The following is a 12,429-nucleotide window of genomic DNA, read 5'->3' on the forward strand; positions in this document are numbered from 1 at the left end:
GCACTATCGGAAACTGTCGTGTTTGCTCGACAGTTAAAAGTTGCTGCGTCGGGCCGACTTATCCAGTGCGGCGGTCGGCCTCTTCACCGAACCCCAGCCCCCACCAATGCGGAGGCGCAATCGGCCTTCTCTGGCGCTCGACCTCTTCGACGATGGCATGGCTCGAACACGGGCCCGAATCCACGACCGGCTACTTGCGGTCGACTTCGCAGTGCTGAAGGCCCCCAACCAGCCCGATTCACTCGCAGTCACCCGCGTACTCGTGCGAGCCGCGGACTTCAACGAGCGAGCACGGACCCTTGTCGCCGATGCACTGCGTGACTCGCTCGGCGCCGACCCGGTGACGCGCCAGATGACTGAGCAGGTTCCAAGCGCTCATCGAGACCGCGACGCGCCCCGGCCACGCCGCCTGACCCGTCGGCCGAAACACCGCACCAATCCTCGAAACGGCTACCGCCATCGGGGCTTCGACACCCGCGCCGGCACCCTCGACGTCGCCATCCCGAAGTTGCGGTCCGGCTCATAATTCCCGGACTGGCTGCTGCCAGCGCCGCAAGCGCGCCGAGAAGGCGCTGACCTCGGTGGTTGCCACCTGCTACCTGCTCGGAGTCTCGACCCGCCGGATGGAGAAACTCGTCGATCGCGTGGTCCTTCATCGAGTGACTTTGGTCGGTCTCTCGAAGAGTCACGCGATGGCTGCCTTCTCACCGAAACACGCGGCTGCGATCCAGCCGAAAATCTTCCTGCGGTGTACAACCCACGTATATCAGTCTGACCGCGCGTCGCATATCGACACGCTCACCACTGGGACTTGTCGATGAAGTGCAGAGGCGCCTCCAGGGTCGCTCCCCGGAGGCGCCTCACTCTGCCCTCTTGACAGACTCCGCTACATATCAGTTGCGGCAGACCATCGCGACGATTGGCTGTCCGAACTGCTCGGGCTGCGCCCGACTACATCTTGGCGTAGCGGGCCATGGCGAAGCTGTAGAGGCCGTAGGCGATGATGCCGGCACCGGCCGCGATGAGGAGGGCTACTCCGTAGGGTTGGGCGCCGACGGTTTTGAAGGCGCCGTCGAGTCCTGAGGCCTTATCGGGCTCGGATTGATTGACGGCGAGGATCACCAGCAACCCGATGGCGGCGATGGCCAGACCCTTCGCGATGTAGCCGACCATGCCCAGTCGCCGCACGAGTGGGCTGGTTGTTCCTTCGAGGTCGTCGAGGAAGTTGCGACTGATCCCCTTGTAGACGTGGTATCCGCCGACGGCGATGATGACCAGCGCCCCCGCGATGAGGGCGATCGTGCCGGCGGTGGTGTGCATCAGGCGGGCGGTGATCCCCGCACTCTGCCCGCTGCTCGACTTTCCGCTGCCGCGGGCGAATCCGAACGCCGAGAAGGCGAACGAGAAGTAGACGATCGCCAAGGCGAACGCCTTCACACGATCGATGATTTCCGATTTCTTGCTGTCGGCGCCGGGTCGGGACGAACTGCCGAGTGCCGCTTCGGCGAGCCGCCACAGTCCCATGATGACGAATGCGACCACACCCACCCATAGTGCGGCGATGCCGCCCGGTTTGGCGGCCAGTTCCGTCATGGCACCGGATTGGTCGGCGGTGCCGGCTGCCCCGCCGAGGGCGAGCCGGATGGCGATGTAGCCGATGATCAGGTGCACGATCCCGCTCACGACGAACCCGCCCCGAGCGAACCATTCGAAAAAGCTGTTCTGCGCCAGTCGGCCTGCGGTGGAGGACGAGTTGTCGTACGACGCCCGCGAGGAGTTGGTGGCGGATGCCGGGGAAGGGGTGGTGTCAGGCATGGTGATCGTCCGATGTTGATGGTGGTGGAATCCTCCGCCGGCGGGTGCGCCGGTTCGTGTGCAGGGTTCGTAGGGCTGTGCGTAGCCCGATGCGGGTAGCCCGAGTTGCCGCGACCGGCTCACTCACGGTGCGGAATCTCAGTTCGGAGGCCGTCTCGGGGGCATCGTCGGCGGTCGCGCGCAGAAACCGGTCGGGGAGTGCGAGTTTGTGGATGGTGCGCAGCGTCAGCAGATACTGCCGGGCGAGGGAGCCGGTGGTGTACGGCAGGTCGTATTTCTCACACAATGCGTGCACCTTCATGGAGATCTCCGCGTAGCGGTTACTGGGGAGGTCGGGGAACAGGTGATGCTCGATCTGATAGCACAGGTTGCCGCTGAGGAACGCCATCACCGGGCCGGCCCGGAAGTTGGCGGCGCCGAGCATCTGCCGCAGATACCACTCCGGCTGTGTCTCGTTCTCGAGTTCGGTGAGGGTGAACTTCTCGGCGCCGTCCGGGAAGTGCCCGCAGAAGATCACCACGTACGACCACACGTTCCGCAGCAGATTCGCGGTCAGGTTCGCCGTCAGCGTTCGCCGCCAGCGGCGTCCGCTGAGGGCGGGAAAGAGCAGGTAGTCCTTGCCCGTCTGGCGGGCGATCTTTCCGATCAGTGCTCGGGTGTGGGCGGACTTCTCGGCGGCAGTGCGGGCCCGGGACTGTTCGGAGTACAGGTCGTGGAGGGCGATCCCCCATTCGAACATCGCCGCCAGAAGCAGGTTTCGCAGCGGTTGCAGTAGATGTTCCGGCTTCCACGGCTGGTCGCGGGTGATCCGGAGAACGCCGTAGCCGAGGTCCTCGTCCATTCCGACGACGTTGCTGAACACGTGGTGGCGGTAGTTGTGGGAATACCGCCACTGCGATGACAGGCCGGCCATGTCCCATTCCCAGTTGCTGGAATGGATTTCGGGGTCGTTCATCCAGTCCCATTGGCCGTGGGAGACGTTGTGGCCGATCTCCATGTTTTCCACGCTTTTGGCCACCGCGAGCGCTGTCGTCCCGAGGGCCCAGCCCGCCGGTTTCCTGCTGCCGTAGATCACCAGTCGTGCAGCGGCATCGAGTAGCCGCTGGAGGCCGATGGTGCGGCGGATGTAGGTGGCGTCGGCCTCCCCGAGGGACTCGGTGACCTCCCGGCGAATGCTGGTGAGTTCGTCGCTGAGTGCCTCGACGTCCGCGTCGGTGAGGTGTGCGTATTCCTTGATGTCGGAGATGGCCATGGTGTGCTCCAGGTGCCGGACGAGTCCCTCCGGAACCTGGGTGCTGCCCCGTCCGGTGCGGGCCTCAGGGCCGGGTCAGTAGTAGTGGCGGTGCCCTGCCACCGCGTGGCCCATCGACCCCATGATCACCATGACCACGCCGATGACGATGAGCGCGATGATGATTCCGAGAATGATCATGAGGGCGACCTGATTTCGGGACAGAGACTGGGGATTGGGTATCGAACGGTGCGAGCGGGTCAGTGTTTGAAGGTGTGCTTGATCTTCTGTCCCGCTTGCTTGAGCTTGTCTCCGGTTTGCTTGATGTTGCCCTTGGCCTGGTCTGCACTGCCCTCGGCTTCCATGCGTTCGTTTCCAAGGGCCTTGCCGACCGTCTTCTTGGTGGCGCCCTCGGCGGTTTCCGTCTTGTGCCGAAGCTTCTTCCCGATGCTCATGGCGGTACTTCTTCTCTCTGTGGTGATCGGACGGCGTGGCTACGGGCCCGATGTCGGTGGATTTCCTCAGCGAGCGACGTCGTGGGTGGTGGCGGCCCCGGTTGTTCGGTGGCCGAACGGGTGCCGCCAGTCGCGTCGCCCGTCTCGCTGGTCACCGGGGGTTGACCCGTTCGCGGTTCTGTCGACTGTGTCCGGGTCCGCGGCGACCATGTCGCGCTGCCCGGCGAGGCGGTCCCGGTCCTGGTACGCGTCCGCTGTCTGCTGGCGAGAATCCTTCAGGTCGTGTCGGGCAAGGCGGCCGCGGCGGGAAGTCCGCCGGGCACCGGCCAGTAGCACGCTCAGCCCGAGGAGGCCGACCGCGCCGACGACGATGCCGTACAGGAACAGCGTGCCGGTGGAGCCGGTGACGTGATAACCGAAGACGGCGAAATCATCGGTCAGGGCGTGCCCGTCGCCGCTGTTGGTCAACACGCCCGCGAGTCCGATGACCACCGCGGCGAGCAGAATGACGAGTCCGAAGATGATGATCATGGCGGCCTCCCGGGCCTACGTTGTAGTACCCAGTCAACGCCGTATTCCGCGGTGTGTCAACGCCGTAGGTCTACTGTCGAGACCTACGGTAAAGGCCTACAGTGGAAGCAGCGAAGGGAAGTGTTTGTGATGGCCAAGGCCCCCGCTGATCGCCCGATCCGCTCCGGTAACGGTTCTGTCCCGGACGGCGGTCCGATCACCCGCCGGCGAATCCTGACGGCAGCACTCGCGATCATCGACCGCGACGGAATCGACGCACTGTCCATGCGACGCCTCGGCAAAGCCCTGGGCCGCGACCCGATGACCCTCTACCGTCACGCTCCGAACAAGGCCGCGCTCCTCGACGCCGTCGCCGAGAGCGTCCTCGACCAACTCGAGGTCGACACCGACGACGGCGACTGGGCAACCCAACTCCGGGAGGTCGCCCGGGGCTTCCGCCGGTTGGCGCTCGATCATCCCCACGTGGTCCCGCTGCTGGTCACCCGGCCCCTGTCGACGCCCCTGGGGCTGCGGCCCCTGGGAACTCTGCGCCCCCTCGAGAACATCCTGAGCTTGCTCACCCGGGCCGGCTTCACCGGGACTGATGCCCTGCACGTCTACCGGGCATTGTTCGGCTTCCTCCACGGTCACGTCCTCAACGAACTCCAGGAAATCGTCGAACGCCCCGACGAGCACGACGATCTGCTGCGCCTGGGACTGCACCGGCTACCGATCGGCGAGTTCCCGCTGCTGCGTGGTCTCGCACCCGTGCTGGCGTCGTATGACGGCGCCGCCGAACTCGAACGCGGCCTCGACATCCTGATCACGGGACTGACCGCCACACTGCCCCATCCCGACAGCCCAGCCTCCCTGCGGTGAGCTGAATCCAACGGACGAACCTTCGTGCCGGCACCCCCGACCTGCCAACCTGCAGCATCTACCGACGCGGCGGATCCACATAGTCATCGCACGTTTCTTCTGTCGCTCGTGCGGGGAGGCGGTGCGGATCCAGCCCTGCTCCGGTGCGCAACCACAGGCCGACCGGTGGTTCACTCCTCCCAAGAGTCCGGCTGACTCGCGGCTGCGCGATCGCCTGTCGGTGGCGATCCGTAGGCTCGGGTTCGTTCTGGTGAGCATCCCCCCAAATTTGTTCGCGAGTACCGCCCCGGCTAACGCACATCTTATCTGCACGTAACCTACGGTTGCGTAACCTACGCTAGCGTCGACGCATGGCGATTTCCGATGTTACGGACTATGCCCACCTGACCGACGCGGATGTCGAAGCGCTTTGCGGCGAGTTCGACGCAATCCGGTGTGATATCGAAGCGTCGCGTGGCGAGCGGGACGCCCGGTACATTCACAGCACGATCCGACTACAGCGTTCCCTCGAAACAGGTGGTCGCGCAGTGTTGTTCGCGAGTTGGTTTCCTCCGGCCTGGCTTGCCGGCACGGCGCTGCTGGGCACCGCCAAGATCGTCGAGAACATGGAGCTCGGCCACAACGTGATGCACGGTCAGTGGGATTGGATGAACGATCCGGAGATCCACTCGTCGTCGTGGGAGTGGGACATCGCCGGCGTGTCGGCGCACTGGAAGCAGACCCACAACTACATCCATCACAAGTACACCAATGTGCTCGGGATGGACGACGACGTGGGCTACGGCCTACTCCGCGTCACCCGCGATCAGCGCTGGCAGCCGTGGAGCGTCGGCAATCCGGTCTACAACCTACTGTTGCAGCTGTTCTTCGAGTACGGCGTGGCGTTGCAGCATTTGGAGCTGGGCAAGGTAACCCAGGGCGGCATCGATCGGGTCGAGTTGGTGCGCAGAGGTCGCGAGGTGCTCGCCAAGGTCGGCAAGCAGATCGCCAAGGACTATGTTGTCTATCCAGTACTGACCGGTCCGGCGTTCCCGCTCACGTTCACCGCGAACCTGACGGCGAACATGATCCGCAACGTCTGGACCAACATGGTCATCTTCTGCGGGCATTTCCCCGACGGCGCGGAGAAGTTCACCACCGCCGATCTGGAAGACGAAACGCGGGGACAGTGGTACCTGCGGCAGATGCTCGGCAGCGCGAATTTCGAGGCGGGGCCGGTCATGGCATTCATGAGCGGCAACCTCTGCTACCAGATTGAGCACCACCTGTTCCCAGATCTGCCGAGCAACCGGCTGCACGAGATCTCCGTGCGGGTTCGTGCGCTGTGCGAAAAGTACGACCTGCCCTACACGAGCGGATCGCTGCCCGTGCAGTACCTGAAGTCCTGGCGCACCATCGCGAAGCTGGCGCTGCCGAACCAGTTTCTGCGAGCGACCGCCGACGACGCGCCCGAGACCGCTTCGGAACGCAAGTTCACCGATCCCACGCCGCGGATCGACCCGGTCACAGGCGTGCGCCGCGGGCTGGTAACAGCAATCCGCGACCGTGTGGGAGTCTGACGACGATTTCCTCGACGACGGTCTTGGCTGCTGCAGCGTTCAGGTCGAGCACGGCCACCGCATAGCCGGCCGGCTTTAGTTCAACCGTTATCCCGATAGCCCCGCAGGTTGGGGCCATCCAGGTGATCGGGACTGGACGAGGTGAGAGCAACCCACCGCATGACCGTCCGCGCCTGTGCCAGTGCGGTGATCGGGTTTCTGATCGGTGCGGACAGCCATCGTCCGGTGAGGAAGAGGAAACAAGCGACGAGGGCGTGGAACATCGGCAGGGCAACTCTCCGTTGGCGGTCGGGAACGGGCAAACGGGCGCCCCGCACCGGTGTGATGCGGGGCGCCCGACACGGGGGGATCAGACAGCGGGCGGATCAACTGAGGTGGTGCACTTCCTGCAAGCCGTAGACCGGCGTCGGGATCTTCTCGTACCGTGCCTTGATCTGGAGGGCGAGATACAGGGAGTAATGCCGCGACTGATGCAGATTGCCGCCGTGGAACCACAGCGCTTCCTGCTGCGTAGGCTTCCACATGTTGCGCTGCTCGCCCTCCCAGGGGCCGGGGTCCTTGGTGGTGTCGGAGCCGAGGCCCCAGCACTTGCCGACCTTGTCGGCCACTTCCTGACCCATGAGGTCCGCGGCCCACCCGTTCATGGAACCGTAGCCGGTGGCGTAGACGACCAGGTCGGCCGGTAGTTCCGTTCCGTCGCGCAGGACCACTGCGGTTTCGGTGAGTCGATCGACCTGTCCGGAGACGAGGTGAATGCTGCCGTCGGCGACGAGTTCGGAGGCGCCGACGTCGATGTAGTAGCCGGACCCGCGGCGCAGGTACTTCATGAACAGGCCGGAGCCGTCGTCACCGAAATCGAGCTTGAATCCCGCCTTTTCGAGCCGGTCGTAGAACTCCTTGTCTCGTTCGGCGATCTTCTGATAGATCGGGATCTGGAACTCGTGCATGATCTTGTACGGCAAGGACGCGAACGTCAGGTCAGCCTTCTCCGTGGTCATGCCCGCAGCGAGGGCACGCTCCGAGTAGAGGTCGCCGAGGCCGAGATCCATGAGAGATTCCGACTTCACGATGTGCGTGGACGAACGCTGCAGCATCGTGACATCGGCGCCGTTCTCGTAGAGCGCCTTGCAGATGTCGTGGGCCGAGTTGTTGGAGCCCACGACGACGACGCGCTTACCTGCGTAGGCGTCCGGACCCGGGTGCTGACTCGAGTGGTGCTGCTCGCCCTGGAAGATGTCTTGGCCCGGGAACGTCGGGACGCTGGGTTTGCCCGACATGCCGGTGGCCAGCACCAGCTGTTTCGGGTGGAGCACGACCTCCTCACCGGCACGGTCGAGGACGACGGTCCATTCCTTGGTCTCCTCGTCGAAACTGGCGGAGGTGCAGGTGGTGGACGCCCAGTACGGAATCTCCATCACCTTCGTGTACATCTCGAGCCAGTCGCCGATCTTGTCCTTGGGGGCGAACACCGGCCAGTTGTCGGGGAACGGCATGTAGGGCAGATGGTCGTACCAGACGGGGTCGTGCAGGCACAGCGACTTGTACCGGTTACGCCACTGGTCGCCGGGGCGCTCGTTTTTGTCCACGACGATGGCAGGTACACCGAGCTGACGCATGCGGGCACCGAGCGCGATGCCGCCCTGGCCGCCGCCGATGATCAGTACGTAGGGCTGCTGCGTGTAGCCGAGTTCCTTCTCCTCGAGCTCTCGCCTTTCGGCCCAGCTCAGGGTGTCTCCGCCGGCGCCGTGGACCGCGCCCTTCACACGCTTCGTGCCGCGAGGCTCCTCGTGTCCCTTCAGCTCCTGCATGGTGGTGAGCAACGTCCACGCCTCGTCGCCCTTGAGCCGCAGATGGCCCTTTCCGCGGCTCGTGGCGGTCTCGAACGTGATCCATGCGGAGGTGACACCGTCGGCTTCTACCGGGGTCTCGCTGGTGCGGAAGTTCGTCGGCTCGGTGTCGTCGAGTCGTGCCTGCAGCATTGCGGCGACGCCGTCGCGTCCCTCGACCGTCTTGAGGTTCCAGGTGAATGCCACCAGATCCCGCCAGAAGCTGTCGACCGCGAACATGCCCGCAGCGCGTTCGATGTCCCGCGCAGCGAGAGCCGCTTCGAAATCAGCCAACCACAGGTCGACCCGTTCCTGAGGCGTCGAGAATGTCTGGACCGCGGGCGGCTGGACAGTCTGTGTCATGGACCTCTCCTTTTCTCTGTTGTGACTCACAGCACACTCTGTTCGGGGCGGGGACAACAGCGTTGCAGCGTGTTGCAATCACGACCCGGCCACGGAGGGCGCCCACCGCCGCAGACCGAAGGACTGGAACCCGACGACGTACAGCAGGGTCCACAGCACGAGCCAGTCGAGGAACCCGAGTGCGTTGCCACGCAGGTCACCGGCGACCACGGGCTCGTGGAGAATGTGCTCGGCGGCGAACCGGTAGTAGACGAGGAAGGTGACAACGGCGAGTCCGAAGGTGAGCGCCGCCCGCAGCAGCAGATTTCTGCCGTCACCGAAACGGGTGGGCCGGTTGCCGAATGCGTTGGCCCAGAAAATCATCCAGAATGCCCAGCACACTCCGAGCTGGGCCGGGAACTGATGGATGGCATCGCCCAGTTCGGTGGTGGCCACGCTGCCGACGAGAATCTCGACCAGCGGAACCATCACGAAGTAGATCGCAGTTCCGAGGACGACGTTGCCGACCGTCGAGGCGAGGACCACCGCTCGCGGATTGCGCTCACCGCCGAAGATGCGCCACGGCCAGTTGTCCAGCGTCTGCCCCGTCAGGATCACGGAGACGACGATCGAATAAAACCATCCGAGGACTGTGTCGACGGACATCAGTGGGTCCGTCGCCGACAGCGAGACGGAGGGCAATCCGAGAACCAGATACAGCGCCAGCGTCGGGACGGCGATGAAGGCGATCTCACACAGGCCGACCAGTGATTGCCGCAGTCCCAGTGCGGTCCACGGCCAGTGTTTCCAATTCAGGACGGCCATCACCCACGTCCCGAAGCCGAAGAGCACGAACAGGGCCCCGGCGAAGTACCCCAGTCCGTCGGCGCGGTCCGCGGCGAAGTCGGGGAACAACCGGCCGAGTCCGTTCGCGAGGACCCACGTGACCGCCACCGCGAACACTGCCGTCGTGCCGAGGATTGCGATCCCTCGCGTCGGTTGGCTCAGTCGGTCGAAGCCTGCGAACTCGCAGTTGAAGCCGATGAAGACAACGAACAGGATCGCCCAGAACAGTGCCGCATTGAACGGAAGCGGGTAGAAGTTCCACGGACTGATCTGCGGATCTGCGAGCAGATACCAGGTAGCGAGTGCTACGGCCGTGACAACGGCAAGGTTGGCCAGGCCGAACACCGCCCACGACGGTGATCTTTTCGGTGGCGCGCTTGTCGAGGACGGGCTCAGGGTTGCCGTCATGTCGTGCTCCTTCGTCGGGAAATGCGTGCAAGGTCGCGACAACTATGAGCTGGATCACACAGGACGCGGCAGGGTTGCGGGCAGTAGCCGCTGCAACGCGCTGCAACCCTTCCGGCTTGTGGGCCAGGTCACATACAACTCAGTGCATACCGGCAGGGTGCCGGAGCGACGGGAGTGAACGATGCGCGCAGCTGTGTACTACGGCCCGAACAAGGTGGAGATCGCCGATGTGCCCGAACCCCAGGCCGGGCCGGGGCAGGTAAAGGTGAAGGTCGGCTTCAACGGCATCTGCGGAACCGACCTGCACGAGTACTACGCCGGGCCGATCTTCATCCCCACCGAGCCGCACGCCTTGACCGGCCAGCAGATGCCGCTGGTCCTCGGTCATGAGTTCTCGGGCACGGTGACGGAGATCGGCAAGGGCGTCACCGGCACGTCGGTGGGCGACCGGGTCGCGATCGAACCGATCTACCGCTGCGGGCACTGCGCCCCGTGTGCGGCCGGGAACTACAACATCTGCCAGCAGATCGGATTCCACGGTCTGATGTCGGACGGCGGCATGGCCGAGTACACGGTGGTGCCGGCCGACATGGTCCACCCGCTGCCGGACAATGTGTCGCTCGAGCTCGGCGCCCTCGTCGAACCGATGTCCGTCGCCTATCACGCAGCGACCCTGGGCGACGTCCGTCCGGGTGACACCGCGATGGTTTTCGGCGCCGGACCCATCGGAATCGGCCTGTGGTTCGCGTTGCGCGGCAAGGGGCTCGACGACGTCCTCGTCGTCGAACCGTCACCGACCCGCCGCGCCGCGATAGAGGCGCTGGGCGCAAAGACCCTCGATCCCACCGCAGTGGACGTTCCCGATTATGTCCGCGACGCCACCGAGGGCCGCGGAGCCGACGCCGCCTACGACGCTGCGGGTGTGCAGCCGTCCGTCGAAACCGCACTTGCCTGCGTGGGCGCCCGTAAGCCCATGGTCAGTGTCGCAATCTACGAAAAGCCCCTCGAGACACCACTGTTGAATCTGGTGATGAACGAGTCGCGTATCCAGGGGTCGCTGTGCTACACGTCGGCCGACTACGAGGCGGTCATCGCCCTGATGGCGGAAGGCAAGTACGACACCACGGGATGGGTCAGCGCCATCGCCCTCGACAGCGTGGTCGAAGACGGGTTCGAAGCCCTACACGCCGGCACCAAGATGAAGGTGCTCGTGGACCCGTCGCGGTGACCTCCACACGACCCGGCGCTTCTCGACGCCGGGCCGCCGAACCAGCGGTCGGTGCGGGAGAAGATCCGGCGGGGTATGCGCGGATTCTCGCGGCCGTGTACGAGGCCACGATGTCCGGAGACAAATCCCCTGCACGGCCCCGGGAGGTTGTGGACGATTCGTGGCGTCGGCTGAGGGGGCTGGGCATCGACCCCGAGTCGGCGCCGCCTACCCCGCGGATCACGCCGTCGAGACTGGACACGCGCCGCCGCGAGTCCGGTCTCGTCGAGGTGCTCGACCACCTCGTTCACGGGTTGGACGCGGTGGTCGACGGCGGCGACAATATTCTCGTCGTCACCGATCAGCACGGGGTTGTGTTGTGGCGCAGAGGATCATCGTCGGCACTCGGTCGGGCCGATCGGCTCGGTTTCGTCGAGGGCGCAACCTGGGCAGAGGAAAGCGTCGGCACCAATGGGATCGGCACTGCGCTCGCCTCACGCAGACCCGTACAGATCTTCTCGGCCGAGCATTACGTGCGCAGTCATCACGCCTGGACCTGCGCCGGAGCCCCGATTCGCGATCCCCGGACGGGCCGTGTCCTCGGTGTCGTCGACGTCAGCGGTCCCGTGGGCACCGTGCACCCGGCCACACTCGCGCTGGTCGACGCGGTCGCGCGCCTCGCCGAATCGCATCTGCGGGAGATACACCGGGAGCACCTCGACCGGCTGCGGGCTGTCGCGGCGCCGATGCTGTCACGTATGTCCGGTCCCGCCTTGGCAGTCGACAGCGACGGATGGACGGCCGCGACCGAGTCGTCGCCGTTCCGTCCGCGACTGCTGTTGCCCGACGACATGACCCCGGGTCGTGCGTGGATGCCCGACCTCGGCTCGTGCGACGTCGAACCGCTTCCCGGTGGGTGGTTGGTGCGCCCGGTCGGGGGCTCGGATCGCGAGGCAACTCCGCGGACTCTCGTGAGGCTCGACCTCACACGCCCGCAACACCCGACCGTGCACGTGCACAGCGCCTTCGGCTCCTGGGCGCACGAGCCGACACCACGACACGCGGAGATCCTCTTTCTCCTCACCCGGAGTCGCGACGGCCGCACGGCCGCGCAGTTGGCCGACGACCTGTTCGGCGACAGCGGCCGTGCGATGACGGTGCGAGCCGAGATGTCGCGTCTGCGCCGCCACTTTCCCGGAATCGTTCTGGGACAGCCCTATCGGTTCGACGAGGCCGCAACGCTGGACGTGCGCCTACCCGACGACCGTACCCGGCTGCTGCCGCATTCGGTGTCGCCGGCAGTGGTGGCAGCCCGCAACCCCCTGTGAGTACTTATCAACCGCCGCAGGTT

Annotated in this window: 11 protein-coding genes and 1 pseudogene; 5 read left to right on the forward strand and 7 right to left on the reverse strand. The window is 65.2% G+C overall.

The window, feature by feature from the left end:
- Window positions 1-430: 430 nt before the first annotated feature.
- Window positions 431-639 (forward strand): annotated as a pseudogene (locus R4P95_RS33560) (transposase); the annotation flags it as partial.
- Between the two features lie 312 nt (window positions 640-951).
- Here R4P95_RS33560 and R4P95_RS12265 read toward each other — a convergent pair.
- The 5 genes from R4P95_RS12265 to R4P95_RS12285 all read right to left on the reverse strand — a co-directional run bounded on the left by R4P95_RS12265 (window position 952) and on the right by R4P95_RS12285 (window position 4,032).
- Complete coding sequence (locus tag R4P95_RS12265; protein WP_317744380.1) at window positions 952-1,815, reverse strand: DUF1206 domain-containing protein; 864 nt, start codon at window positions 1,813-1,815, stop codon at window positions 952-954.
- The gene (locus R4P95_RS12270; protein WP_317744379.1) at window positions 1,808-3,067 is read right to left on the reverse strand and encodes a fatty acid desaturase; all 1,260 of its coding nucleotides are present in this window, start codon (window positions 3,065-3,067) and stop codon (window positions 1,808-1,810) included. Before R4P95_RS12270 ends, R4P95_RS12265 begins: the two co-directional genes overlap by 8 nt.
- A gap of 75 nt (window positions 3,068-3,142) precedes the next feature.
- Complete coding sequence (locus R4P95_RS12275) at window positions 3,143-3,247, reverse strand: DUF6131 family protein (protein WP_317744377.1); 105 nt, start codon at window positions 3,245-3,247, stop codon at window positions 3,143-3,145.
- Window positions 3,248-3,306: 59 nt separating this feature from the next.
- On the reverse strand, window positions 3,307-3,501 hold the full coding sequence (locus R4P95_RS12280) for a CsbD family protein (protein WP_317744376.1): 195 nt from the start codon (window positions 3,499-3,501) through the stop codon (window positions 3,307-3,309).
- Window positions 3,502-3,567: 66 nt separating this feature from the next.
- Window positions 3,568-4,032, reverse strand: a complete 465-nt coding sequence (locus tag R4P95_RS12285) for a hypothetical protein (RefSeq protein ID WP_213575760.1) — start codon at window positions 4,030-4,032, stop codon at window positions 3,568-3,570.
- Between the two features lie 129 nt (window positions 4,033-4,161).
- On the opposite strand from R4P95_RS12285, the gene R4P95_RS12290 reads away from it, so the two are divergent.
- Both R4P95_RS12290 and R4P95_RS12295 read left to right on the forward strand, forming a co-directional pair.
- On the forward strand, window positions 4,162-4,890 hold the full coding sequence (locus R4P95_RS12290) for a TetR/AcrR family transcriptional regulator C-terminal domain-containing protein (protein ID WP_213575761.1): 729 nt from the start codon (window positions 4,162-4,164) through the stop codon (window positions 4,888-4,890).
- Window positions 4,891-5,240: 350 nt separating this feature from the next.
- Entirely contained in the window at window positions 5,241-6,449 is a 1,209-nt protein-coding gene (locus R4P95_RS12295; RefSeq protein WP_317753826.1) for a fatty acid desaturase, read from the forward strand.
- 365 nt (window positions 6,450-6,814) lie between these two features.
- Here R4P95_RS12295 and R4P95_RS12300 read toward each other — a convergent pair whose 3' ends face one another.
- Both R4P95_RS12300 and R4P95_RS12305 read right to left on the reverse strand, forming a co-directional pair.
- Window positions 6,815-8,638 carry an NAD(P)/FAD-dependent oxidoreductase gene (locus R4P95_RS12300; RefSeq protein WP_317744374.1) on the reverse strand — a complete coding sequence of 608 codons (1,824 nt, stop codon included), beginning with the start codon at window positions 8,636-8,638 and terminating at the stop codon, window positions 6,815-6,817.
- Between the two features lie 78 nt (window positions 8,639-8,716).
- Window positions 8,717-9,871 (reverse strand): hypothetical protein, encoded by a 1,155-nt coding sequence (locus R4P95_RS12305; RefSeq protein WP_317744373.1) that lies wholly within the window; start codon window positions 9,869-9,871, stop codon window positions 8,717-8,719.
- Between the two features lie 181 nt (window positions 9,872-10,052).
- Here R4P95_RS12305 and R4P95_RS12310 point away from each other — a divergent pair, with 181 nt between their 5' ends.
- Window positions 10,053-11,099: a 2,3-butanediol dehydrogenase gene (locus R4P95_RS12310; protein WP_317744372.1), complete on the forward strand. Its 1,047-nt coding sequence runs from the start codon at window positions 10,053-10,055 to the stop codon at window positions 11,097-11,099.
- Entirely contained in the window at window positions 11,096-12,406 is a 1,311-nt protein-coding gene (locus R4P95_RS12315; protein WP_317744371.1) for a GAF domain-containing protein, read from the forward strand. Before R4P95_RS12310 ends, R4P95_RS12315 begins: the two co-directional genes overlap by 4 nt.
- The last annotated feature ends 23 nt before the right edge of the window (window positions 12,407-12,429 follow it).

Origin of the sequence: Rhodococcus sp. IEGM 27 (assembly GCF_033142305.1) — a bacterium.
Classification (GTDB): domain Bacteria; phylum Actinomycetota; class Actinomycetes; order Mycobacteriales; family Mycobacteriaceae; genus Rhodococcus_F; species Rhodococcus_F oxybenzonivorans.